Annotated in this window: 22 protein-coding genes and 1 tRNA gene; 11 read left to right on the top strand and 12 right to left on the bottom strand. The window is 67.9% G+C overall.

The window, feature by feature from the left end; translation table 11 throughout:
• Positions 1–68: 68 nt before the first annotated feature.
• Positions 69–1097 carry a hypothetical protein gene (locus AC6JAM_RS17440; protein ID WP_497935320.1) on the bottom strand — a complete coding sequence of 343 codons (1029 nt, stop codon included), beginning with the start codon at positions 1095–1097 and terminating at the stop codon, positions 69–71.
• A 175-nt stretch (positions 1098–1272) separates the two neighbouring features.
• Here AC6JAM_RS17440 and pepN point away from each other — a divergent pair, with 175 nt between their 5' ends.
• Both pepN and AC6JAM_RS17430 read left to right on the top strand, forming a co-directional pair.
• Positions 1273–3846 carry an aminopeptidase N gene (gene pepN, locus AC6JAM_RS17435; RefSeq protein WP_497935319.1) on the top strand — a complete coding sequence of 858 codons (2574 nt, stop codon included), beginning with the start codon at positions 1273–1275 and terminating at the stop codon, positions 3844–3846.
• On the top strand, positions 3843–4316 hold the full coding sequence (locus AC6JAM_RS17430; RefSeq protein ID WP_134164652.1) for an OsmC family protein: 474 nt from the start codon (positions 3843–3845) through the stop codon (positions 4314–4316). Before pepN ends, AC6JAM_RS17430 begins: the two co-directional genes overlap by 4 nt.
• Positions 4317–4333: 17 nt before the next feature.
• Here the strand turns inward: AC6JAM_RS17430 and AC6JAM_RS17425 are convergent, their stop codons facing one another.
• A complete protein-coding gene (locus AC6JAM_RS17425; protein ID WP_497935318.1) occupies positions 4334–5332 on the bottom strand; it encodes an NAD-dependent epimerase/dehydratase family protein in 999 nt (332 codons plus the stop codon).
• A gap of 67 nt (positions 5333–5399) precedes the next feature.
• Between AC6JAM_RS17425 and AC6JAM_RS17420 the strand changes: the two genes are divergently transcribed.
• A complete protein-coding gene (locus AC6JAM_RS17420) occupies positions 5400–6083 on the top strand; it encodes a mechanosensitive ion channel family protein (RefSeq protein WP_018769485.1) in 684 nt (227 codons plus the stop codon).
• Between the two features lies 1 nt (position 6084).
• Entirely contained in the window at positions 6085–6579 is a 495-nt protein-coding gene (locus AC6JAM_RS17415) for a globin (protein ID WP_056390703.1), read from the top strand.
• Between the two features lie 43 nt (positions 6580–6622).
• On the opposite strand, the gene AC6JAM_RS17410 is transcribed toward AC6JAM_RS17415, so the two are convergent.
• Positions 6623–7282 carry a DUF8185 domain-containing protein gene (locus tag AC6JAM_RS17410; RefSeq protein ID WP_018769487.1) on the bottom strand — a complete coding sequence of 220 codons (660 nt, stop codon included), beginning with the start codon at positions 7280–7282 and terminating at the stop codon, positions 6623–6625.
• Positions 7283–7345: 63 nt separating this feature from the next.
• Between AC6JAM_RS17410 and AC6JAM_RS17405 the strand changes: the two genes are divergently transcribed.
• Complete coding sequence (locus AC6JAM_RS17405) at positions 7346–8266, top strand: acyl-CoA thioesterase (protein WP_056390708.1); 921 nt, start codon at positions 7346–7348, stop codon at positions 8264–8266.
• 148 nt (positions 8267–8414) lie between these two features.
• On the opposite strand, the gene ettA is transcribed toward AC6JAM_RS17405, so the two are convergent.
• The 3 genes from ettA to AC6JAM_RS17390 form a co-directional block, all read right to left on the bottom strand.
• A complete protein-coding gene (ettA, locus tag AC6JAM_RS17400; RefSeq protein ID WP_018769489.1) occupies positions 8415–10097 on the bottom strand; it encodes an energy-dependent translational throttle protein EttA in 1683 nt (560 codons plus the stop codon).
• Between the two features lie 61 nt (positions 10098–10158).
• Positions 10159–10728: a DUF6993 domain-containing protein gene (locus AC6JAM_RS17395; RefSeq protein ID WP_018769490.1), complete on the bottom strand. Its 570-nt coding sequence runs from the start codon at positions 10726–10728 to the stop codon at positions 10159–10161.
• Positions 10729–10942: 214 nt separating this feature from the next.
• Entirely contained in the window at positions 10943–11494 is a 552-nt protein-coding gene (locus tag AC6JAM_RS17390; protein ID WP_056390711.1) for a single-stranded DNA-binding protein, read from the bottom strand.
• Between the two features lie 206 nt (positions 11495–11700).
• Between AC6JAM_RS17390 and AC6JAM_RS17385 the strand changes: the two genes are divergently transcribed.
• Positions 11701–11773 (top strand) — tRNA-Arg (locus tag AC6JAM_RS17385).
• Between the two features lie 49 nt (positions 11774–11822).
• Here AC6JAM_RS17385 and AC6JAM_RS17380 read toward each other — a convergent pair.
• Complete coding sequence (locus AC6JAM_RS17380) at positions 11823–13049, bottom strand: ROK family protein (protein ID WP_056390715.1); 1227 nt, start codon at positions 13047–13049, stop codon at positions 11823–11825.
• A gap of 144 nt (positions 13050–13193) precedes the next feature.
• Here AC6JAM_RS17380 and xylA point away from each other — a divergent pair, with 144 nt between their 5' ends.
• Both xylA and xylB read left to right on the top strand, forming a co-directional pair.
• Complete coding sequence (gene xylA, locus AC6JAM_RS17375; protein ID WP_144599806.1) at positions 13194–14381, top strand: xylose isomerase; 1188 nt, start codon at positions 13194–13196, stop codon at positions 14379–14381.
• A gap of 3 nt (positions 14382–14384) precedes the next feature.
• On the top strand, positions 14385–15818 hold the full coding sequence (gene xylB / locus AC6JAM_RS17370) for a xylulokinase (protein ID WP_497935317.1): 1434 nt from the start codon (positions 14385–14387) through the stop codon (positions 15816–15818).
• A gap of 126 nt (positions 15819–15944) precedes the next feature.
• Here the strand turns inward: xylB and AC6JAM_RS17365 are convergent, their stop codons facing one another.
• From AC6JAM_RS17365 to AC6JAM_RS17355, 3 genes are read right to left on the bottom strand one after another with little or no spacing between them, the layout of a single operon-like run.
• Positions 15945–16784 (bottom strand): sugar phosphate isomerase/epimerase family protein, encoded by an 840-nt coding sequence (locus tag AC6JAM_RS17365; RefSeq protein WP_018769495.1) that lies wholly within the window; start codon positions 16782–16784, stop codon positions 15945–15947.
• The gene (locus AC6JAM_RS17360; RefSeq protein WP_497935316.1) at positions 16781–17995 is read right to left on the bottom strand and encodes a dihydrodipicolinate synthase family protein; all 1215 of its coding nucleotides are present in this window, start codon (positions 17993–17995) and stop codon (positions 16781–16783) included. Before AC6JAM_RS17360 ends, AC6JAM_RS17365 begins: the two co-directional genes overlap by 4 nt.
• The gene (locus AC6JAM_RS17355; RefSeq protein ID WP_018769497.1) at positions 17995–19164 is read right to left on the bottom strand and encodes a Gfo/Idh/MocA family protein; all 1170 of its coding nucleotides are present in this window, start codon (positions 19162–19164) and stop codon (positions 17995–17997) included. The genes AC6JAM_RS17360 and AC6JAM_RS17355 overlap by 1 nt, the downstream gene beginning before the upstream one ends.
• A 168-nt stretch (positions 19165–19332) precedes the next feature.
• Here AC6JAM_RS17355 and AC6JAM_RS17350 point away from each other — a divergent pair, with 168 nt between their 5' ends.
• On the top strand, positions 19333–20421 hold the full coding sequence (locus tag AC6JAM_RS17350; protein ID WP_497935315.1) for a LacI family DNA-binding transcriptional regulator: 1089 nt from the start codon (positions 19333–19335) through the stop codon (positions 20419–20421).
• A complete protein-coding gene (locus AC6JAM_RS17345) occupies positions 20421–21182 on the top strand; it encodes an alpha/beta hydrolase (protein WP_134164641.1) in 762 nt (253 codons plus the stop codon). The genes AC6JAM_RS17350 and AC6JAM_RS17345 overlap by 1 nt, the downstream gene beginning before the upstream one ends.
• Before the next feature lie 34 nt (positions 21183–21216).
• Here AC6JAM_RS17345 and AC6JAM_RS17340 read toward each other — a convergent pair whose 3' ends face one another.
• The gene (locus tag AC6JAM_RS17340) at positions 21217–22119 is read right to left on the bottom strand and encodes an aldose 1-epimerase family protein (RefSeq protein ID WP_268003237.1); all 903 of its coding nucleotides are present in this window, start codon (positions 22117–22119) and stop codon (positions 21217–21219) included.
• 81 nt (positions 22120–22200) lie between these two features.
• Between AC6JAM_RS17340 and AC6JAM_RS17335 the strand changes: the two genes are divergently transcribed.
• The gene (locus AC6JAM_RS17335) at positions 22201–22908 is read left to right on the top strand and encodes a DNA alkylation repair protein (RefSeq protein ID WP_018769501.1); all 708 of its coding nucleotides are present in this window, start codon (positions 22201–22203) and stop codon (positions 22906–22908) included.
• 24 nt (positions 22909–22932) lie between these two features.
• On the opposite strand, the gene mptB is transcribed toward AC6JAM_RS17335, so the two are convergent.
• The gene (gene mptB / locus AC6JAM_RS17330) at positions 22933–24489 is read right to left on the bottom strand and encodes a polyprenol phosphomannose-dependent alpha 1,6 mannosyltransferase MptB (protein WP_018769502.1); all 1557 of its coding nucleotides are present in this window, start codon (positions 24487–24489) and stop codon (positions 22933–22935) included.
• Positions 24490–24613: the final 124 nt, after the last annotated feature.

The following is a 24613-nucleotide window of genomic DNA, read 5'->3' as shown; positions in this document are numbered from 1 at the left end:
TGCAAAGTCCGTTCGGTTGTGGGGCTGGCGGGTCGCCGGTGGAGGCCGGAATGACACCGATAAGGATACTAGGACTGCCCGCCCTCCGGGTGCTGGCCCCCGGCCGGCGGCCCTCCGCCGCGCCGGGCCCTCGCGGCCACGCGCGTGAGGACTTCGGCCAGCCGCGCCGCGGAGGCCTGGCTTCCGCCGCTGACGGCCAGGCGCTGGCCGTCAGTCTTGCTCACGACGACGGCGGGCCCGCTGCTGACCAGCATGGCCGCGGTTCCGCCGTGGTGCCGGTAGCCCCACCCGCCATAGTCGGCGGCTTTGACGTCCTCGGCGCTGGCATCGGAGATGGCGCCGGCCGGCACATTCATGACCGGCACCACCCCGGCCAGCAGGACCTTCAGCCCGCGCCGGTCCGCCCGGATGCGGGCAAAGAGGAACGCGGCGCCCACGAGGGCCAGGACAACGAGCAGGATGCCCAGCCACGGCACCACCACGGCGATAAGGGCTGCCGGGAACAGGGAGGCGATGGCGATCATGACAAAGACCGAACTCCTGGCGTGGACCCAGAGCCGGAGGGTGTCCAGGGCAAGGTCGGGGTCCAGTTCCCTGGTGATGGCGGCCTGCAGCGCACGGTCGTCATCGGGCGACCATTGCCGGTCGGCTTTGTACACCATGGCCATGGCGACGCCGAGCGACACTGCCGCACCGCTGCCGAGGGCAAGGACGGTCATGTCCACCCGCGACTGCCGGGCGTCGGCCAGCCCGGTTTGGCCGATGAGCCCCGCGGCCAGGGCGGAGGTGATGAAGAGGCTGAGGAACAGCCCGGCCCCCATCATGATCCTGCGCATCATCACCGGCCTGCTGAGGGGCACCGCCTGCAGCAGGACCAGCCATCCGGCGATGACGATGATCGCCGCGCCCACGCCCACGTAGGCGCCGAAAGGCGCAAAGGCGGCACCGCCGTCGTCCGTCCACCGGACGGCGACCGGCTCCGGAAGGTCCGGGCGCAGCAGCGACGCGCAGTAGGCGAAGGCAGCGGCCAGGACGACCGGGAACCCCACGGCGAACCTGAGTGCCTTGGTATCCACCGAATCCAGCAGCTTTCCCATGCAATTAACGCTACCCCTGCGGCCGCCCGGCCAACCGCCCAGGCGGCAACGGCCGGCCGCTGTGAGCTGCGCAACTTGCCAAGGATCCCAAGGATGGAAGAATGCAACACAGTGCCGGACCCGGGACCACCGGCCGGCAGCCGAAAACTTCTCTGGAGGACCTCCTTTGCCAGGCATGAACCTGACGCGCGCCGAAGCCCGTGAGCGCGCCGAACTGATCACCGTCGAGTCCTACGATGTCAGCCTGGACCTGACGCGCGGCGGAGAGGTCTTTGGCAGCACCACCACCGTGAAGTTCACGGCGTCGCCGGGATCGTCCAGCTTCATTGATGCGGTCACCCGCACCGTGCACAGCGTGACCCTGAACGGCCGCAGCCTTGACCCCGCCACCGTGTCCGACGGCGTCCGGATCCAGCTGCCGGACCTGCAGGAGCACAACGAACTGACCGTCGTGGCCGACCTGCCGTACATGAACACGGGTGAGGGCCTGCACCGGTTCGTGGACCCGGTGGACAGCGAGGTCTACCTGTACACGCAGTTCGAGGTTCCGGACTCGCGCAGGATGTTCGCCGTCTTCGAACAGCCGGACCTGAAGGCAACCTTCGCCTTCACTGTCACGGCGCCGTCCCACTGGGACGTTGTCTCCAACTCCCCCACCCCCCACCCCGTGGAGGCGCCTCCCGCGGAAGACGGCACGGCCAGGTCCGTATGGGCGTTCGCGCCCACGCCGCGCCTGTCCTCCTACGTCACGGCCCTGATCGCGGGCCCTTACCAGTCCGTCCGCAGCGAGGTCACCAGCTCGGACGGCCGCATCATCCCCCTTGGTGTCTTCGCCCGGAAGTCGCTGATGCAGTACCTGGATGCGGACAACATCTTCGAACTGACGCGGCAGGGCTTCGGGTTCTTTGAGGCGCAGTTCGGCTGCCCGTACCCGTTCGAGAAATACGACCAGCTGTTCGTTCCGGAGTTCAACGCCGGTGCCATGGAGAATGCCGGTGCCGTGACCATCCTGGAAGGCTACGTCTTCCGCAGCAAGGTCACCGGGGCCCAGATCGAGCGGCGCGCCATCACGGTCCTCCATGAACTCGCCCACATGTGGTTCGGTGACCTGGTGACCATGCGCTGGTGGAACGACCTGTGGCTCAACGAGTCCTTCGCGGAGTACATGTCGCACCTGGCGGCGGTGGAGGCCACGTCCTTCACCAGCGCCTGGACAACGTTCGCTTCCGTGGAGAAGTCGTGGGCCTACCGCCAGGACCAGCTGCCCACCACGCACCCGATCTTCGCCGAGATCAACGACCTCCAGGACGTGGAGGTCAACTTCGACGGCATCACCTATGCCAAGGGCGCCTCGGTGCTGCGGCAGCTGGTGGCCTGGGTTGGCCCCGACCAGTTCATGGCCGGTGTCCGGGAGTATTTCGCCAAGCACTCCTGGGCCAACACCGAGCTGCGTGACCTGATGGTGGAGCTCGAAAAGGCCAGCGGCAGGGACCTGGACAGCTGGGGCCGCCAGTGGCTGGAAACCGCCGGCGTCAACACACTGAGCCCGGAGCTGGACGTGGATGCCGACGGGAAGCTGCGTTCCTTCGCCATCCTGCAGTCCGCGGTCCCGGAATGGCCCACTATCCGCCCGCACCGCCTGGCCGTGGGCTTCTACAACCTGGACAGCGCCGGAAAGCTCGAGCGGGTGCACCGCGAAGAGCTGGATGTGGACGGTGACCGCACAGAGGTGCCGGGAGTGGCCGGCATGGACCAGCCGGACCTGATCCTTATCAATGACGACGACCTGGCGTATGCCAAGGTACGGCTGGATCCCAAGTCGCTGGCCACCGCCACCGCCCACCTCAAGGATTTTGGCGGCAGCCTGCCCCGGACCCTGGTCTGGAATTCCGCATGGGACGCTGCCCGTGACGGCGAAACGCCGGCCCGGAAGTACGTGGAGCTGATCCTGTCCAACGTCGCGGCGGAAACGGACTCCTCCGTGATCCTGGTCCAGCTCCGCCAGCTGGCCACCACCCTCAATTTCTATGTGGCCGAGGAACACCGCGAAGCCACAGCGGTTGCGGCGGTGGACCGGCTGTGGGACCTGGCCTCGGACGTCCCGGGCGGCTCCGATGCGCAGCTGCAGTTCATCAAGTCCTTTGCCCTCCTGGCCCGCAGTGCGTCCCAGCTGGACCGGGTGGCCGGCCTCCTGGACGGGTCGGTTGTCCTGGACGGGCTGGCGGTGGACCAGGACCTGCGCTGGGAGCTCGTGGAGTCCCTGGTGGCCGGAGGCCGCATGGGACAGCAAGGCATCGACGCCGAGCTGGAGCGGGACAACACCTCCAGCGGACAGAATGCTGCGGCCCTGGCCAAGGCCGCCATCCCCACCCCGGAGGCGAAGGCCGCGGCCTGGGAATCGATCGTGGTCAAGGGGGAGCTGTCCAATGCGCTGCAGGGATCGGCCGTAACGGGCTTCATGCGCGTGCTGGACCGTTCGCTGCTGGAACCGTACGCCGAAAAGTACTTCGCGGCTGTGCCGGGCATCGTGGCCACCCGGACCCACGCACTCGCCCAGCAGATCGTCGTCGGCCTCTACCCGGCGCTGCTGACCACGCAGGCCACCATTGACCGGACGGACGCATTCCTGGCGTCGCTGCCGGCGGAAAGCGCCGCGCTGCGGCGGATGATGCTGGAGAACCGCGACGGCGTTGCCCGCGCCCTGCGTGCCCGCGCCGCCGACATGCTTCCGGACGGCAGTCCCCAGTGAGTCTTGATGAACACCGGTATTCACTGGCAGTCCAGTGGACCGGCAACCGGGGGGACGGCACCTCGTCCTACCGGGGCTACTCACGGGACCACGACGTGCTCATCCCCGGCCTGCCGGTCCTCAAAGGCTCGGCGGATCCGACGTTCCATGGGGACCGCGGGCGCTACAACCCCGAGCAGCTCCTGCTGGCCGCGCTGGCGCAGTGCCACATGCTGTCCTACCTGCACGTGGCGGTGAAGAACGGGGTGGTGGTCACGGACTACCGGGACGAGGCCACCGGGCTGATGCGGCTCAACAGGGACGGCAGCGGGCAGTTCGAGCGGGTGGTCCTGCACCCGCGCGTGACGGTGGCCGACGCCGGACAGGCCGAACTGGCGGCCGGCCTCCACCACGAGGCGAACCGGCTCTGCTTCATTGCCCGCAGCGTGAATTTTCCGGTGGAGCACCAGCCGGTGACGGTGGCGGGTTAGGCCCTGCCGGATCCGCGTCAGGCCCGGCTTTCGCCCTGGAGCATCGCCACCAGGCGCTGTTCCGTTGCCGGTGAGAGGCCTGCTTTCCGCTGCCGGTCCAGTCCGCGGAGGCGTTCATCGGCCAACGTGGCGGCCAGCGTTTCCTGCCAGGGCCGCAGGACCATTCCCGCGGCCCTGGCAGCCTGGTTGCTGCGGGCCATGAAGCCGTCGTGGCCGGGCGGAAGCCAGAGCGGAAGTGAGTCCGGCCCGGACCAGTAGTTCACGCCCTGGTCCACCAGCCACTCCCCGCCGGCGGTAATCGTGGTGCTGCTGGAGGCGGACGCTTCGTGGCAGGCGCTGATGAGTTCCGCAAACGGCACCTGGTCACCAAGGGCGTTCAAGGTTCCGCTGATCCCCTTCCCCGCGGCGAGCAGGATCCAGGCCGCAAGGTCCCGGACGTCGATGACCTGCGTGGGGTTCTCCCCGATGTCCGGGACCAGCACAGGTCCGGAGTTCCTGGCAATGCGGGCGGGCCAATAGCCGTAGCGGTCGGTGGGGTCGCCGGGGCCGCTGAGCAGGCCTGCCCGGCACAGGTGGGCCTTGCCGGCAGCGGCCTCCAGGGTCGCTTCTTCGATGGCCACCTTTGACTCGCCGTAGGTTTCCGGCGTGGACTGCACCCCCGGCGGCAGCGCCGGCAGCAGCGCCGCGTCTTCCGCCGCTCCCGGGACGGAATGGCCGGCGTAAGCCGAGCAGCTGGAAACAAAGGTCCAGTGCCCGGCCCTGCCGGCGAGGCCGGCGAGAGCCTGCCGGGCGGGCCCGGGGTCCCGGGCCACCTCGATCACGGCATCCCATTCGCCCACCAGGCCCGAATATGCGGCCGGTCCCGTCGCGCGGTCCGCCCTGACCCAGTGGGCGCCCGGCGGCGGCTCACCCGATATTCCCCGCGCCAGGCACGTCACGTCATGCCCCGCGGCAACCGCCTGTCCGGCGATTTCCCTGGAGAGGAAGGCGGTTCCGCCGAGGATGAGAATGCGCATGGCCCCACGCTACGGGGGCTAGTGTTGAAAGAGAACCAAGCAATATCCCAAGGAGCTACTTCCACCCATGGTCAGCATGTTGTCCATCCTTCCCAACGCCACAACACAGCCCGATGGCGTGAGCGTCCCGGGCATCGTCATCAGCCTGGGCATCGGCGTCGCCGTCTGGCTCGTGGCCACGTTCGTCATTTCGCGCATCACCAAACGGGTGGCGGCGGGAAGCAACTTTTTCAAGAAGCCCACGTTTAGGTGGGCGGCCCCGGCCTTCCGGGCCCTTGACCACGAACGGCGCGTGCAGCGCGCGGAAACCATCGGCTCGCTGCTGAACAGCATTGTGGGCGTGCTGGTGGTGGTCATCACCGGCATGTACGTCCTGCAGAACCTGGACATCAACATCGCCCCGCTGCTCACCAGCGTGGGTATCCTGGGTGTGGCCATCGGCTTCGGCGCCCAGCAGCTGATCCGCGACTTCCTGGCCGGGATTTTCATTACCATTGAAGACCAGTACGGAATCGGTGACGTCATCGAAACCAGCGAAGTGGTGGGCGTAGTGGAGTCCATGGGTCTGCGGATCACCCGCGTCCGCTCCGACGACGGCGCCATTTGGTACCTGCGCAACGGTGAGATCCTCCGCGTGGGCAACCGCTCGCAGGGACGGTACGTTCCGCTGCACGAGTCCGACGACGGGACCACCGACCAGGGGTCGGCCCATGTTGAGACGAAGAAGACTGACCAGAAAGCCGGGGAATAGCATGTCGCTTCCGATCGAACCGCGCCCTGTTGAGCCCCAACCTGCCAAAGCAGGACCCGACCGGCAGCAGCGGCCCCAGTTGATGCAGAACGATCCCTTCAGCAAGCCGGCCTACACAGACAGCTTCTACGATGCGGTGGGCGGCCACGAGACCTTCGTTAAGCTCATTGATGTCTTTTACGACGGCGTTGCCACCGATCCGCTGCTGCGGCCCATGTACCCCGAGGAGGACCTTGCCCCGGCAAAACGCCGGTTCCTGATGTTCCTTGAGCAGTACTGGGGCGGGCCCACAACGTATGGCGAGGAGCGCGGCCACCCGCGCCTGCGCATGCGGCACATGCCGTTCAAGGTGACCCACGAGGCGAAGGACCGGTGGTTGTTCCACATGCGCACCGCCGTAGACGCCCTGGAACTGCCGCCGCTCTACGAAGGCACGCTGTGGGAGTACATGGAGCGGGCGGCGCTGTCCATGGTGAACAGCGCTTCCGAGGCCTGACGCCTGCCGACCGGAACCTGGAAGGGGCCCGGGCCGCCTTCAGCTACAGCAGGCCGCTGCCGGTCCGCGCCAGCACATGGCCGCGCGGACCGGTCAGCCGGAACCAGCGGCCGGCGCGGTAGAGCTTCTGGTCGCCGTCGGCGAGGAAGCCCAGGGCGAACGCTGCGAAGGCCGCTCCGGCGGGCAGGCCTGACGCGTCCAGTTCCCGTCCCCAGACAGCCGCCCGGGCGTTGTTGACAATCAGGGCACCCGGTTTGTCCGGCACGATGCCCGCCACCTCCGCCATGCCTGCTTCGGCCGCCGCCTTCAGGCCGGCGTCGCTGACAGCGCCCAGCAGCTCCCATCCGCCCCTTGGGGCGCCCACTCCTGTCCAGGATTCGGTGACGGTGCTGGGCGGAACCGGCAATTCGACGTCGTCCTCCCCTGCGCGTGCCAGCCGGTCCAGGACGGCGGACAGGGCAACAGTGACATCTGTTCCGGACGGTTCGGCGAGCGCCATGGTCCGCAGGCCCAGGATGGTGGGGGTGGCTTCGCCCAGGAGCCTGGGCCGCAGGACGCACACGTACGCGGCCAGGACGGAACCGGCTGCCTGCAGCCGGATGGCGCCGTCATCGATGGCTTTGGCCCTGGTGGCAAACGTCTTCAGGTCGGCGAGATCCCGGGGATCGGCGAAACGGAAGGACGAGGTGAGAAGTTCAGACACACCTAAACACTACCGGCTGCGCTCCGGTTGAGTGGCTCCCCGGGCGCCGTCTAGAGTCGGACCATGACTGAAGCCGAAGCCGGACTCCTGGCCCCGCCAAGCGGAGACCCCACCTCATCACTGATCGAACTGCTGGACCTCGGTGAACTTGAGGGCGCCCGGACGGACGAGGACATCTTCCTGGGGCCCTCACAGCGGCAGCCACACCACAGGGTGTTCGGCGGACAGGTGCTGGCGCAGTCACTCGTGGCGTCCATTCGAACGGTGGATCCTGAACGGTTTGTGCATTCCATGCACGGCTACTTCCTGCGGCCCGGTGACGCCAACAAGCCCATTACCTTTGGTGTGCAGCGGCTGCGTGACGGCCGGTCGTTTTCCGCCCGGCGCGTCCACGCCTACCAGGACGGTGTTCCCATCCTGTCCATGATTGCCTCTTTCCAGGGTGAGGACGAAGGGATCGAGCACGCGTCGGCGATGCCGGCGGGCATCCCGGACCCCGAATCGCTGCCCAGCACGGCGGACCTGCTGGGCAAGTTCGACCATCCTGTGGCCCGGCACTGGGCGTATGAGCGGCCTTTCGACATCCGGCACGTCGATCCGCCGCTGTACGTTACCGCGACCGGCCCGCGGGAGGCCCGCAACGCGGTCTGGATGAAGACGTTCGGGCCGATGCCCGACAACTCCAACCTGCACCGCGCCGCCCTGGCCTACGCCAGCGACTACACCCTGCTCGAATCCATCCTTCGGCGGCACGGCCTCAGCTGGATCACCCCGGGCATGAATGTTGCCAGCCTTGACCACGCGATGTGGTGGCACCGCCCGGCGCGCGTGGATGAATGGCTGCTCTACGTCCAGGAGTCCCCCAGCGCGCAGGGCGCACGCGGCCTGGCCACCGGCAAAATCTTCAACCGGGACGGCCAGCACGTGGCTTCCGTGGCGCAGGAGGGCATGGTGCGCGTTCCCGCCGAGGCGTCGCACACGTAGGATCCGCACACGTCTGCGATCCGGCGCTGGTGCGCCGGGCATGGGAAAGGCCGGCATCCGGGGAGCAATTCAGCCCGGGTGCCGGCCTTCCGTTTTCCTGCAAACGGGCCCGCAGGCGTCCTGTTGACGAGCCCTTGGGCCCGGCAGGTCAGTCGCGGGTCAGGCGCCGGTGGGTGACGCGGTGCGGCTTGGCCGCGTCGGGGCCCAGCCGCTGGACCTTGTTCTCCTCGTAGGATTCGAAGTTGCCCTCGAACCAGTACCACTTGGAGGGGTTCTCGTCGTCACCTTCGTAGGCAAGGATGTGCGTGGCCACGCGGTCCAGGAACCAGCGGTCGTGCGAGACCACCACGGCGCAGCCGGGGAACTCGAGCAGCGCGTTTTCCAGGCTGCTGAGGGTTTCGACATCGAGGTCGTTGGTGGGCTCGTCGAGGAGCAGCAGGTTTCCACCCTGCTTCAGGGTCAGTGCCAGGTTCAGGCGGTTCCGCTCACCACCTGACAGGACACCTGCCTTCTTCTGCTGGTCCGGGCCCTTGAAACCGAAAGCGGCCACATAGGCACGGGACGGCATCTCAACATTGCCCACCTGGATGAAGTCGAGTCCGTCGGAGACAACCTCCCACAGGGTCTTGTTGGGGTCGATGCCGCCGCGGCTCTGGTCAGCGTAGGAAATCTTGACCGAGTCACCGATCTTGAGCTCGCCGCCGTCCAGCGGTTCCAGGCCGACGATGGTCTTGAAGAGGGTGGACTTGCCCACACCGTTGGGGCCGATGACCCCCACGATGCCGTTGCGGGGCAGGGTGAAGGACAGCCCATCGATCAGGACACGCTCATCGAAGCCCTTCTGGAGGTTCCTGGCCTCCAGGACCAGGCCACCCAGGCGGGGTCCCGGCGGGATCTGGATTTCCTCGAAGTCAAGCTTGCGGGTGCGGTCGGCCTCGGCGGCCATTTCCTCGTAACGGGCCAGGCGGGCTTTGGACTTGGTCTGGCGGCCCTTGGCGTTGGACCGGACCCACTCGAGTTCCTCGGAGAGGCGCTTGGCCTGCTTGGCGTCCTTCTTGCCCTGGATCTCGAGGCGGGCGCGCTTCTTCTCCAGGTAGGTGGAGTAGTTGCCTTCGTACGGGTAGAGGTGGCCGCGGTCCACTTCCGCGATCCATTCCGCCACGTGGTCCAGGAAGTACCGGTCGTGGGTGACGGCGAGGACGGCGCCGGGGTAGCTGGAGAGGTGCTGCTCGAGCCAAAGCACGCTTTCGGCGTCCAGGTGGTTGGTGGGTTCGTCGAGGAGCAGCAGGTCGGGCTTCTGCAGGAGGAGCTTGCAGAGTGCCACGCGGCGCCGCTCACCGCCGGAAAGGTTGGTGACATCGGCATCGGCCGGCGGGCACCGGAGGGCGTCCATGGCCTGTTCCAGCTGGGAATCGAGGTCCCAGGCGTCGGCGGCGTCGATGGCCTCCTGCAGCTTGCCCATCTCTTCGAGGAGGGTGTCATAGTCAGCATCGGGGCTGGCCATTTCCTCGGAGATTTCGTTGAAGCGCTGGATCTTGCCGTAGATCTCGCCAACGCCTTCCTGGACGTTGCCCAGGACAGTCTTTTCTTCGTTAAGCGGCGGTTCCTGGAGCAGGATGCCCACGCTGTAGCCGGGGCTGAGCCTGGCCTCGCCGTTGGAGGGCGTGTCCAGCCCGGCCATGATTTTGAGGATGGTGGACTTACCGGCACCGTTTGGGCCCACAACACCAATCTTGGCGCCCGGGAAGAAGGACATGCTTACGTCATCAAGAATGAGTTTTTCGCCAACGGCCTTGCGGGCCTTGGTCATTGTGTAGATAAATTCCGCCATGGTCTCAAATCTAGTGGGTTGGCGGGCAGATCTCACATTTGCGGCGGACAGCTCAGCCGGATCAGGAGCCCACGAAGCATTTGCCGCTGGCAAGTACCGGAAGGACTGTGACGGTCACCGCACCTTCGCGAACCTGCCCGATGACGCAGTCCTTGCCCTGCAGCACGGCGGCTTCGATGGCGTCCGCCTCCAGCCCGGTGGGTGTGCGGCTTTGCGAGACCTGAAGCGCGGCCGGCGCGATGCCGGCCCCGGTCAGGGCGTCGCTGACCTGGGCAGTGGCAGGTTTCGGCGTTCCCGTGGCCAGTTTGGTCAGGGTATCCGTAACCGTCCGTTTCACCGTTTCGGTGGCGGCGGCAGCTGCGGCCGAAACCGCGCCGCCGGACGTGTTGGCCAGCGGTTCCCCGCCGGCATTACTGCCCGGCGTCGCGGAGTCCTTGGCCTGGACCGGTTGTCCGTCCGCACCGGGACCGGCAGCCGGGGCCGCCGGTGAGGGCTGGTTGCCGCTGCCACCGGCTGCAGGTCCGGTTCCGGACGGAGCAGCGGTGCACCCGGACAGGAGGCAGGCCAGCACTGCACATGCCAGGGCTGCGCCGGCGCGGTTGTACTGCCGTTTACGGGGGATGGGACGCATGGTGTCATTCTGCCATGGGTGATGGGACGGCCCGGCCCGGAAAACGGGCAGTGCACCAGAGCTCCCCTGGGACGCAGTGTCCGTCAAGGGCCTGCGGATGTGGGATGTTGGCGGGCGGACGGGTGTTGGCGGGCGGACGGAGGGCGGCCGGGGGGTGCCGCCATTCCGTCCGCCCGGGACTGGATGGGCAACGCTGATACCTGATACGTGGTTCCTAGACTTCGGCGAGTTCCCCCGTTTCCAGGTCAAGGGAGGCGAGACCGCCGTCGCTGTCCTCAATGACGACGGCGGGGTGGCCGGGATCCCCGGGGTGTTCATCTTCGCGGTCCTCCGGCTCGTCCGGGTCCTGGTCCAGCCCGGGGACGTCATCGGGGGCCGGCGGCTGCTCCACGAGGGAGAGCGCCGGCCTGGAAGCGGTGCGGATAAAGTTTGCCGACCCAAAGGAGAGGTCGTGCCCCACGGCATCGGCGTCAATGATGGCGGAGTGGTACACCCGCCCGTCCTTTTCCCACGTGCGGATCTTCAGTTTGCCCACCACGATGACCGGCTGGCCCTTCCTGATGCTGCACCCCAGGGTTCCCGCCAGCTGGCGGTAGCCCTGCACGGTGAACCAGTTGGTGTGCCCGTCGCCCCAGGTCCTGGATTCGCGGTCGAAGCGGCGGGTGGTGGAACCGATGCGGAAGGAAGCTGTTGCCACTCCCCCTGGCGTGGTGGAACTGGTTATCTCGGTGGCCACGAAGCCCCGGATGGTGATGGTTTCGCTCATGTCTACGTCCTGTCTGGATGGTGGCGCCTTTAGCAGGCATGACCAGCATCGCGCCGGACCACGTCGGGCAGGAGGGACGGGTTTGCCTATGTGGACAACGTCCGGGGGAAAGGCCGGTGTGGAGGATGAGTGGCGGCTGGATGACACCGCCGGCAGCCGGGCAATGTAAACTTTTTGAGGCGCCGGCCTGCAGGCCGGAAGCCAACGCCTCAGTAGCTCAGGGGATAGAGCAGCGGCCTTCTAATCCGCCGGTCGGGGGTTCGATTCCCTCCTGGGGCACCGCAGTGGATGGCGCCCCGGTCTTCGGACCGGGGCGTTGTGCGTGGCGCTACGCGTGCAGCCGGTGCGGCGCTTCCATCAGGGAGCGGATCACGCTTCCGGCTGCCCCCAAAAGGGCGCCCGACTCGCCAACGGCGGACATCGTCACCTGGCTGGATGCATATTTCCCTGGCGCATATTTGTCCAGGCTCGCCAGCAACGGGGCACGCAGCCATGGTTCGAGGACCGCGAAGTGGCCCCCAAGGACCACGGATTCGATGTTGACCACCCGCGCCGTCGAGGCGAGTGCTATCCCCAGGCAGCGTCCCGCACGTTCGACGGCGGAAACAGCCCGGGGCTCCCCGGCCCGCAGCGCCTGCAGCAGGGCGGACATGTCCGCGGAGCGGGAACCCCGATCCAGGGCCAGGCCGGCCGCGGCGAAAATGGCGTCCTGGCCGGCAACGGTCTCCAGGCAGCCGGTCCCGCCGCATGAACAATGCCCGCCGTCGGGGTCAACCACAATGTGCCCCACCTCGCCCGCGTGGCCGTGCGGACCGGTGAATAGCTCTGATCCGATGACTATCCCGCCACCGACGCCCACCTCGCCGGAGACGAAGAGGAAGTTCGACGCCCCGTCCGGCCGGTGCCGCAGTTCGGCGAGGGCTGCGGCGTTGGCTTCATTGAACAGCGCCACTCCAAGGGGAGCTTCGGGCAGCAGCGCCTCCAGGTCCAGGTCCGCATTGACCCAGCCCAGGTTCGGAGCGGTGAGCACCCGCGCCAGGGCCGGGTCAACGAGCCCGGGCACGGCAAGTCCGCCACCCAGGACCTCGACGCCGTGCTCCCCCGCCGTGCTCCTGACCCGGGCGGCCAGGGCTGCGAGCGCGGACAGCACCGGCGCGTCCGGGCTGTTGCGGTTGTCGCGTTCCTCTTCCTCCCGGACGAGGACGGTTCCGGCGAGGTCCACCACTGCCGCGGAGATGTAGTCGACGTTGATTTCCATCCCCATGACCGCCCGGCTGGGGCTGAGTTCCAGACCCACGCCGGGACGGCCCCGCCCCTGCGGGTTGAGGCCGATTTCGCGGACGATCCCTGCGTCAAGGAGGTCCAGCACCAGGCTGGACACTGATGCCTTGGTCAGTCCGGTGGCTCCGGCCAGCTGGGCGCGGCTGGGATGGACGCCTGGCGGAAACTCGGCGATTGCGCCAAGGACCAGTGCCAGGTTGCTGCGCCGGACATCCGCCACGCTTCCGGGGGCTGCGCCTCCGGGTCCCGCCACTGCAGGCGCCGGCATCACCATCACAAACCTCCCCGTCCAAGTTCCGACAGATTTTCCGGCTGTTTTCCAGCCGGGACTCTTGACCCAACCCTACGACGGCTCATATAGTTCAGGCAATAAACTAAAGCTTCGCACCTCCGCGGAGCCCGATCGCAAGGACGCATCATGACTCTTACGCCCACCCCCGCCGACAAATTCACTTTTGGTCTCTGGACCGTCGGCTGGACCGGCGCCGATCCGTTCGGCGTCGCCACCCGTGCCGCGCTGGACCCGGTGGAGGCCGTGCACCGCCTGGCAGAACTGGGCGCGTACGGCATCACGTTCCACGACAACGACCTTGTCCCGTTTGATGCCTCCGCCTCGGAGCGGGACCTGATCCTGAAGAACTTCCGCGCGGCCCTGTCCGAGACCGGGCTGAAAGTTCCCATGGTGACCACCAACCTGTTCAGCCACCCGGTCTTCAAGGACGGCGGCTTCACCTCCAATGACCGCTCGATCCGCCGCTTCGCCCTCTCCAAGGTCCTGCGCAACATCGACCTCGCCGCCGAACTCGGCGCCGAAACCTTTGTCATGTGGGGCGGCCGGGAAGGCAGCGAATACGACGGCTCCAAGGACCTGGCCGCCGCCCTGGACCGGATGAAGGAAGGCGTGGACACCGCCGCCGGCTACATCAAGGACAAGGGCTACAACCTGCGGATCGCGCTTGAGCCCAAGCCCAACGAACCCCGCGGCGACATCTTCCTGCCCACCGTGGGCCACGGCCTGGCCTTCATCGCCCAGCTCGAGCACGGCGACATCGTGGGCTTGAACCCCGAAACCGGCCACGAGCAAATGGCCGGGCTGAACTTCACCCACGGCATCGCCCAGGCCCTGTGGGCCGGCAAGCTCTTCCACATCGACCTCAACGGCCAGCGCGGCATCAAGTACGACCAGGACCTCGTCTTCGGACACGGGGACCTGACCAGCGCCTTCTTCACCGTGGACCTGCTCGAGAACGGCTTCCCCGGCGGCGGCCCTACCTATGACGGCCCCCGGCACTTCGACTACAAGCCCTCCCGCACCGATGGCTACGACGGCGTGTGGGAGTCGGCCAAGGCCAACATGTCCATGTACCTGCTGCTGAAGGAACGCGCCCTGGCCTTCCGCGCCGACCCGCAGGTACAGGAAGCCCTCAAGACCTCCGGCGTCTTCGAACTCGGCGAACCCACCCTCAACGCCGGCGAAACCACCGCCGACCTGCTGGCCGACGCCGCAGCATTCCAGGACTTCGACGCCGACAAGGCAGCCGAACGCTCCTTTGCCTTCGTCCGCCTCAACCAGCTCGCCATCGAACACCTCCTCGGCGCCCACTAGGCCATGGTGCTCGTCGCAGGCATCGACAGCTCCACCCAGTCCTGCAAGGTGGTGATCCGCGACGCGGATTCCGGAGCACTCGTCCGCCAGGGCCGGGCCACGCACCCTGCCGGCAGCGAGGTTCATCCGGACCATTGGTGGACTGCCCTTCAAAAGGCGGCGGCCGACGCCGGCGGGCTGGATGACGTCAGCGCCGTCTCGGTGGGCGGGCAGCAGCACGGCATGGTCTGCCTGGACAGCGACGGTGCCGTCATCCGCCCGGCGCTGCTGTGGAACGACACCCGCAGCGCCGGCGCGGCCGTGGAGCTCATCAAGGATGCCGGCGGCGGCGATCCCGCCGCCGGCGCCGAGTATTGGGCCCGCACCACCGGAACTGTCCCCGTTGCTTCCCTCACGGTGACCAAGCTGCACTGGCTGGCGGAAAACGAACCGGAGAATGCGGCAAAGGTGGCCGCTGTCTGCCTTCCGCACGACTGGCTGACGTGGCGGCTCGCCGGCTTCGGCCCGGGCAGCGGCGCCGAAGGGCTTGCCGCCTTGGCCACAGACCGCTCCGACGCATCAGGCACGGGGTACTACTCGACGGCGGAGGACAACTACCTTCCGGACGTCCTGTCCGCGGCGCTCGGCCACGTTCCTGCCGTCCCCAGGGTTCTTGGCCCGTTGGAGGCGGCCGGGCGGACTCCCGCAGGCAGCGTCCTGGCAGCGGGTGCCGGGGACAACGCGGCCGCCGCGCTTGGCGCAGGGGCGGGGTTGGGCGACGTCGTGATGTCCCTGGGCACATCCGGCACCGTTTTCGCCGTCTCGGAAACACCGGCGGCAGATCCGTCCGGACTGGTGGCGGGGTTTGCCGACGCTGCCGGGCACTACCTGCCGCTGGTCTGCACCTTGAACGCCACCCGGGTCTTTGATGCCACGGCGGCGCTGCTGGGCGTGGACCTGCCGGAGTTCAACCGGCTGGCCCTGTCTGCCGGTTCCGGCGCCGGAGGGCTCACCCTGGTGCCCTACCTTGACGGGGAACGGACACCCAACCTGCCGGACGCCACGGGTACCCTGCACGGCATCACCCGTGCCAACTACACCCCGGCCAACCTGGCGCGCGCCGCCGTCGAAGGCGTGGTCTGCTCCCTGGCCGACGGCCTGGCGGCGCTGCAGGCCCAGGGCGTGTCTGCCCGCCGGATCCTCCTGGTGGGCGGGGGCGCCCAATCCACCGCCGTGCAGGAAGTCGCAGCGGCCCTGCTGGGAACACCCGTCACAGTGCCGGAGCCGGGTGAGTATGTTGCCGACGGCGCGGCACGCCAGGCAGCGGCGGCCCTCACCGGACGTTTCCCTGCATGGGCTGCTGGCGCCGTCAACCTTCCACCGGGGAAGGACGACGGCGGCGTGCTGGCCCGGTACCGGCGGTTCGCCTCGCTGTATACCCAGGGCAGCAACAGGTAACAAAGAAACAAAGGGACCCGGACCCGCGGTGGGCATCCACCGCCGGTCCGGGTCCTTTCCATGTGGGGCGCAGGCTCCTGCCAGTCATGTTGGGAACGTGGCAGGAGCCCGCGGTCTTGGGTCAGGTCAGGCGTACGGGAGGACGAGCTCCGCGTAGCGCTCCTTTACTGAGGCCAGGACGGTATTGCCGTCCGTGTCCCAGATCTCCTGATTGAAGATTTCCACTTCGATGTCGCCGGTGTACCCGGCATCCCGCACCCAGGTGCCGATGGTGGCAAAGTCCACCACGCCGTCGCCCATGTAGCCGCGGGACAGCAGCGGATCGGCGGCGATGGGCATGTTGAAGTCGCACACCTGGTAGGAGGCGATGCGGCTCTCCCGGCCGGCCCGCTCGATCTGCGCCTTCAGTTCCGGGTCCCACCAGACGTGGAAGGTATCGACGGCGACCCCCACCGTTGAGGCGTCGAAGGGCGCTGCGAGGTCCAGCGCCTGGCCCAGGGTGGAGATGAGCGCGCGGTCAGCCGCATACATCGGGTGCAGCGGTTCCAGGACCAGGCGTACGCCGTTTTCCTGCGCAAACGGAACCAGGTCGGCGAGCCGGTCGGCGACGCGCTGGCGGGCTGCCACCACGTCCTTCTCCCCCGGGGCCAGGCCGCCGACCACCAGGAAGAGCTCCCTGGTGTCCAGTGCCACGGCTTCCAGGATGGCTGCCTTGTTGTCCGCGAGCGCGGCCGCCTGGCCCTCTGGATCGGGGGCGGTGAGGAATCCGCCGCGGCACAGCGAGGAGACACGCAGCCCGGCGTCCTTGATCAGGCGGGCGGCCTTGTCCAGGCCGGCCTCCTCCACCCGGTCCCGCCACGGTCCGATGGCGGGGATCCCGGCGTTGACGCAGCCCTCGACGACCTGGGCGAGCGTCCACTTCTTGGTGGTGGCACTGTTGATGGAGAGGCGGGAGAAGTCGCTCATACTCCCACCCCGTTGATCCGCAGGTAGTCCGACATCCGAAAGGCTGCCAGCGCCGGGTCCCTGAGCAGGCCGGCCTGGTCGGCGAGTTCGAAGGTCCTGGCCAGGTGGCATACCGAGCGGCCGGAGTGCAGGCCGCCCACCATCTGGAAGCCGGGCTGCTTGCCGTTGAGCCAGGACATGAACGCGATGCCGGTCTTGTAGTAGAACGTGGGGGCGCTGAAGATGTGCTTGCCCAGTTCGCGGGTGGAGTCCAGGATCTCCCGCGCCTTCGCCGGGTTGCCGGCGTCATAGTTCTGCAGGGCCACCGAGGCGGCGGGATAGATCGCCGCGAAGATGCCCAGCAGGGCGTCCGAGTGGTGGCTGCCGTCGCCGTCGATCAGTTCGGGGTAGTTGAAGTCGTCCCCGGTGTAGAGGCGGACGCCCTCGGGCAGTGCCGCCCGCAGGGCAATTTCGTGGCCGGCATCCAGCAGCGAGACCTTGACGCCGTCCACCTTGTCCGCGTGGTCCCTGATGAGGCGCAGGAAGGTTTCGGTGGCGGTTGCGACGTCGTCCGAGCCCCAGTAGCCGGCGAGCGCGGGATCGAACATGGTGCCCAGCCAGTGCAGGATGACCGGCTGGTCCACTTCCTGCAGCAGGGTGGAGTACACCCGCAGGTAGTCCTCCGGGCCGCCGGCGACCCTGGCCAGGGCCCGGGAGGCCATCAGGATGACCTTGGGTCCGGCCTCGGCAACCACGGCAATCTGCTCGCGGTAGGCCTCGAGCACCGCCTGGATGCCTGCTTCGCCGGTGGGCAGTGCAGCGGTGTCCAGCTGGTCGGTTCCGGCGCCGCAGGAGACGAGGTCACGGACGGACTTGCCGGCGGTGGCCGGGTTGTTGGCGGAAACCACGGATGCGGCTTCCACTCCCGTGCGCTTGATGAGCTGCTGCGTCGCTGCCCAGTCCAGGCCCATGCCGCGCTGGGCTGTGTCCATGGCATCGGCGACGCCCAGACCGTAGGACCACAGTTCGTGGCGGTACGCCATGGTGGCGTCCCAGTCCAGGCGGGCCGGGGCACCGGGCGTATTGTCCGCCAGCACCTCGGGGATGACATGGGCGGCCGCGTAGGCGCGCCGTGCAGTCAGGGGCGCAGTGGGCCGGGCCCAGGCGGTGCCGCCCTGAAGGCGGTACTCCCTGGTTCCGCCGTCTTCGGAGGGAAGGATGAGGGACGTCATTAGAGGGTGATCTCCGGGATATCGATGGTGCGGCGTTCGCCGCTGGACTGCAGGCCAAGTTCGGCGAGCTGGACGCCACGGGCGGCGGACAGCAGGCCGAAGCGGTGCTCGCGGCCGGCCACGACGTCGCGGAGGAACTCTTCCCACTGCAGTTTGAAGCCGTTGTCCAGGTCGGCGTTGGCGGGAACTTCCTGCCACTGGTCCCGGAAGGATTCGGTGACGGGCAGGTCCGGGTTCCATACGGGCTTGGGGGTGTGTGCGCGCTGCTGGGCGACACACTTATTCAGGCCGGCGACGGCGGAACCGTGCGTGCCGTCCACCTGGAATTCCACCAGTTCGTCGCGGTACACGCGCACTGCCCAGGAGGAGTTGATCTGGCCGATGACTTCGTCTCCGGCCGGAGTCTCGAGTTCGAAGATGCCGTAGGAGGCGTCGTCGGCGGTGGCCTTGTATTCCTTGCCGGCCTCGTCCCAGCGGGTGGGGATGTGGGTGGCCGTCTTGGCGTTGACGCTCTTGACCTTGCCGATGATGCCCTCGAGGACGTAGTTCCAGTGGCAGAACATGTCCGTGGTCATGCCACCGCCGTCCTCCTTGCGGTAGTTCCAGGACGGACGCTGGGCTGACTGGATGTCGCCTTCGAAGACCCAGTAACCGAACTCGCCGCGGATGGAAAGGATGCGGCCGAAGAAGCCTTCATCCACCAGGCGGCGGAGCTTGACCAGGCCGGGCAGGTACAGCTTGTCGTGGACAACACCGGCAGTGACGCCGGCTTCCTTGCCGACGCGCGCCAGTTCAATGGCCTCCTCCAGCGTTTCCGCCGTGGGCTTCTCCGTGAAGATGTGCTTGCCGGCCAGCATGGCCTTCTTCAGTGTGGCGGCGCGGAGGCTGGTCATCGAGGCGTCGAACACGACGTCGACAGTGGGGTCGCTGATCACGGCGTCCAGGTCGGTGGACCATTCGGAGACCTTGTGCTTTTCCGCCAGCTCGCGGATCTTGGCCTCGTTGCGGCCCACCAGGATGGGTTCAACCTGGACCCTGGTTCCGTCCTCGAGGGTGAAGCCGCCGGCATCGCGGATGGGCAGGATGGAGCGCAGCAGGTGCTGGCGGTAGCCCATCCGGCCGGTAATGCCGTTCATGGCGATGCGGATCGTTTTGGTTTCGTAGCCCATGTGTCCTCCACGGTGAGTGAGCAATGTACTGAAGTTGTCTGGGAAAGCGCGTTCCCGCTGCTTCAATAATGCACGGCGCGCTTTCCGTTGGCAAGCGCTTTCCGGAAGTAGTTTGAACTGTCATAATGTGCTTAGCCTTTGAGCCCGTACCGACCACCAGGAGATGCAGTGGCTGCAAGTACCCTTACCGAGGTGGCCCGCCTGGCCGGCGTCTCGCCCGCCACCGCTTCCCGCGTGCTGAATGGCTCGGCCCGTAAACCGGGCAAGGACATTGCCGACCGCGTCCGGCAGGCAGCTGAATCGCTGGGCTATATCCCCAACGCCCAGGCGCAGGGCCTGGCGAAATCCAGCTCCGGCCTGATCGGCCTGATTGTGCATGACATTGCCGACCCCTATTTCGCGGCCATCGCCAGGGGCGTGCAGGAAGCCGCCCGGGAACAACGCAAAATGGTGCTGCTCGCCACCACCGGAGGCGGCCCGGCCGAAGAGAAGGAAGCAGTGGCCGCCTTCGCGGCGCGGCGCGCGGACTCCATTGTGATCGCCGGTTCCCGTTCCTGCCGGGAAGAGGACCGGGAGGGCAACGCCGAACTGGCTGCCGAACTTGACCGCTACTGCCGCAACGGCGGCCGGGTTGCCGTGGTGGGACATCCCGTCGTGGGTGCAACCGCTCCGGAGGGGTACCACGTGGTGAAAGTCCCCAACCAGGAGCTGGCCGGGCAGCTCGCCGCCGGGCTTGCGGAAGGCTGGGACGGCGACTTCGTGATCATCGGCGGCCCTGAGGGCCTCCTGACGTCCGATGACCGTGTCCGCGGCTTCCAGGAAGGGTTGGAGCGCGCCGGGCGGCGGCCGGCAGAGGTGCTCCGCACGGCCTTCAACCGGTCCGGTGGATATGAGGCAGGACTTCAACTGGCCGCCAGGATCAAAGCAGCCCAGTCCGGGGACGGGGCCGCACCCAGGCTGTGTATTTTTGCGGTCAATGACGTCATGGCCATCGGCGCCGCAGCAGCCCTGCGGTCCGAGGGGCTGCGGATCCCCCGCAACGCAGCCATCGCCGGCTTTGACGACATTGAAACCCTCCGCGACTTCCGCCCCGCCCTGTCCACTGTCCGGCTGCCCCTGGAAGACATCGGGCGCCTTGCCACCAGGGCCACTGGCCGGAATCCGGCCGACGGCGACGGCGGCGAGGTGGAGGCCGCCGCTCCCGGCGGCATCACCGGAGAGGTAACCCTGCGGCGCAGCACGGAAGCGGCAGCCTGATGGCACCGCGGGGACTTACCGCGGTGGCCGCCCGTTCCGGCGCCGCGGGCCCGCGTCCTGCCATCCTGGTCCTGCCGGGCGGGGGCTATGCCCGCCAGGCAGACCACGAAGCCGAGCCGGTGGCAGAATGGCTTGCCGCACTGGGGATCCACGCCTTCGTCCTCCGCTACCGGGTGGCCCCGGAGCGGCACCCGGCCCCGCTGGAAGACGCCAAGGAAGCCATGCTCCACATCCGGAACGGGGAGCACGGGCTCCCCGTGGACGCGGAGCGCGTCGGCGTCCTGGGATTCTCCGCGGGCGGGCACCTGGCCGCCACCTTGTGCACGGCGGCTGCCACGGGGAAGCCGGACCTCGACAATCCCGCGGCGGTGCCGGATCTTTCGGTGCTGTGCTACCCCGTGGCGTCCCTGACCCACGAAGCCCACCAGGGCTCGGTGGCCAACCTCCTTGGCGACGCACCGCCGTCGGCCCTCCTCACGGCACTCTCGGCGGAGCTGAACGTCACGCCCCGCACACCGCCGGCATTCATTTGGCACACCGCCGACGACGAGGCCGTCCCGGTCAGCAACAGCCTGGACTATGCCAGGGCACTGATTGCTGCCGGCGTTCCGGCGGAACTGCATGTTTTCCCTGAAGGACGGCACGGGCTGGGACTCGCGGCCGGCGAACCAGGGCCCGGGCAATGGACGTCCCTGTGCGCGGCGTGGCTGCAGCGCGCCGGATGGGCCGGCTCCCCGGCCGGCACGGCAGCAGGAAACTGAGACCGGCCCTGCCGGTGGCCGGAAGGGCGGCCTGCTAGGGCAGCGCCCGGATGGTCCAGTCCGCGGAATGTGATGCGCCGGGCTGCAGGTGCACCAGGTCCGTGCCGGAATGCAGGGCATCCGGAGGGCACGTCATGGGCTCAACGGCCAGGCCGAGCCGGTCCGGGCCGGCAGGCTTGTCCCCCGTATGCACCTGGACCCAGGGCCACTCCGCCCCCCATTCCAGTTCCACGCCGGTCCCCGACCGATCCAGCACCCGGACGCGTGCCAGGCCGGCGGCGTCCCGGGAGATGTCCGTGAAGGCGTGGTCGATCTTCACCTCTCCCAGCCGGCGGGGCGAGCGGAAGTCAAAGGCACCTGCGCCCACCTCCCGCATCCCCACGGGAAGCAGCCGGTCCGGCGTGACCTCCAGGTAGGCAGCGGCCGGAAGTTCCAGCGACCAGTCATCCAGCGGGGAGGGCCCGGCCACCAGGTAGGGATGTGGGCACACCCCGTAGGGCGCGGCAACGGGGCCGGCATTGACGGCCAGGACGGTGCTGTGGAGCCCGTCAGCGGAAAGCGAGTAGGTGACGCTGAGGTCCAGGTCGGCCGGGTACTCCGGGCCTGACGGGATGCGGCAGCCCAGGACCGCCCGGTCCGCGGCCGCCTCCAGCACCTTCCACGCCTGATGGATGGCCAGGCCGTGCAGCGCGGCGCCGCGTTCGGGTTCGTTGACGGCGGCCGTGTACGGTTTCCCGGCATAGGTGTAGGTGCCGTCGGCCAGCCGGTTGGGCCAGGGCGCGCAGATGACGCCGCGGTAGTCAGGCACGGGGCCTTCGGGCCCGAAGCCCACCACCAGGTCCCGGTTCCCGTGGCGCAGTTCGCGGAGCGCCCCGCCGCGCCGGGTGACGACGGCGGAGTAGGGTCCGTGGGCGAGGTGGATCTCGGTGCCGGGCATGGATTCCCCCAGGTTCTGATTGTGTTAGCGCTCACCAGCGTACCCCACCCCGGCCCTTGGCGGGTGGCTAAAGTTGGCCCCATGGACACCGCCGCCGACCAGGAGCTCATCGCCGCCGTCAAAGGCGCGCTCCGGGAACTCGCCAACCCGGAGCGTGCCACCGGCGCCCAGGCCTACATGAGGTCAGCGATTCCCTCGCTGGGCGTCCGGGTTCCGGACGTGCGGCGGATCGCGGCCCGGGCTGCGGCTGACTTTCCGCCCGCCTCTGCCGGGCAACTGCGCGCCACGGTACTGGAGCTCTGGCGCACCTCCACCTTCCGGGAGGAACGGTATGCGGCCATAGACCTGACCGGGCACCGGCTGGTGGCCCGGGACCTGGACATGCTGCCCGTCTACGAGGAGATCATCCGCACCGGCGCCTGGTGGGATTTCGCGGATGGCGTGTCCGGCCGGATCTGCGGGCTGCTGCAGGCGCACCGGGCCCCGGTGTCGGCAACCCTGAGGCTGTGGAGCCACGACCCCGAGCTTTGGATCCGCAGGGCCTCCATCACGTCGCAACTGCGTGCGAAGAAGGACACTGACACCGCGTTGCTGGCGGCCGTCATTGAGCCGAACCTGGCGGACCGGGAGTTCTTCATCCGGAAGGCGATCGGCTGGGCCCTGCGCGAATATGGCAAGACGGCGCCGGAGTGGGTGGAAGCCTTCGTCGCCCGGCAGGGACCCGCCATGAGCGCGTTGTCACGCAGGGAGGCCCTGCGCGGGATCGCCGCCGTACCGGCGCCGCAGTAGTGCGCCTGGCAGATGGGCGTACGGCTAGATCACGGGACGTTCGACGACGGGCTCGTGCGTTTTGCGGAACAGCCTGCGGGTGCCGGGGTCCCAGAAGATCAGGTACAGGGCGAACAGGAGAGCCGTCAGCGCCGCGGCGATCCGTGCCAGGGCAAGGGCGAAGCCCAGATCCTGGGTCTGCAGGTAGGGGAAGACGTCCAGCTGGTCCGAAATGGCGTAGATCATGAAGAACGACACCACGAAGTACAGGGCCTTGACCTGCCAGTCGTTGCGGATCCCGGTCACGGCGAAGAGCGGGATCAGCCAGACGACATACCAGGACTGGATGATGGGGGCCAGCAGCACCACGGCGGCGAAACCGAGGGCCAGCCGGCGCATCAGCCGGTCGTAGTCCCCCTTGAGGATCTGCCAGGCGACGATGCCCACGGCAAGCAGCTTCCCGGCGTCGAACACCCAGCCCGCCGGCACCGACCCGTCCAGGCCGAACGCGTTGGCCAGCGATCCCACCACCATGCCGATCAGCCCCACCGGGGCATACCAGATGGAGATGCTGCCGGGAGCGGACAGCCCGTTGATCCAGCCGAAGCCGAATCCGTTGACCAGGCTCATCGCGGCCAGGAGCGCGAGGCTGATGCCGGCCGTCAACGCCCAGAAGGCAGCCTTCCGCAGCCAGCCAGCATTCTTCCCTGCCCAGAGGAGGCCGATGAACGGCAGGAAAACGATGGTGATGGGCTTGACGGCGATGGACAGGGTCACGATCACAATGCCGAGGATTTCCCGGCGGGTGGCGGAGTAGTACAGCCCCGCCAGGGCCAGCCCGATCATCAGGGAGTCGTTGTGCACGCTGGCGATGAAGTTGGTCAGGAAAAGCGGGTTCGCCACGGTCAGCCAGAGGGCACGGTGCGGGTTGACGCCGTGAAGTTCCGCGAGCCGGGGCACGTAGATGACGCACAGGACCACGCCGGCCACCGCCACCAGCCGGAACAGCATGACGCAGGCCTCCGGCTGGACGTTGGTGGCCCAGACGACAAATTGTTCAATCCACAGGAACAGCTGGCCGTAGGGAACCGGGGCTTCGGTCCACATCTTGTCCGCGCCGAGCTGGAAGTAGTTGGACAGGGCGGAGATGCCGTTTTCGTAGGGGTTGAAGCCCTCCACCATCAGCCGCCCCTGCCCGATATAGGCGTAGACGTCACGGCTGAAGAGCGGCACGCTGAACATCATGGGAAGCCCCCACGCCGCCAGCGCGGCCAGGGTGGCCCGCCGCGCCTGCGGTCCCCACACCCGGACCTTCTGGCCAAGGCGCAGCCAGGCGCGCACCAGCAGCATGCCCCCCACCGCCACCAGGACGATGGACAGGGCCACGCCGGGGGCTTCAGTGCGCATCCAGATAAACAGGGGCATGCGGCGCAGTTCCGATACCGGGGCCAGCCAGCCCACGCCGAAGGATCCGAACAGCATGAACACGGACCCCAGGAAACCGACAAGCAGTGGCGAGCGCGGATTGTCCACCTCGGCACTGCCCGTTCCAGCACTGCCGGCCGCCGCCATCTCCCCCGTTGCGGGCACAGGCGCCGTCATCTCAGGATTGTCCAATCTTCTTGCGTTTCCGCGGTTTGCCCGGCGCGCCGCACGGGCCGGCCAGGACATGGTTCAGGGCGGAAGGGCGACCCGCCGCGTACCCGAAATCCTAGCATCGGCAGGG

The sequence above is a fragment of the Arthrobacter sp. GmRoot5-12 genome (assembly GCF_059739365.1).
Note: the sequence above shows the minus strand (reverse complement) of the source record. Positions and strands in the feature narration are given on the sequence as shown.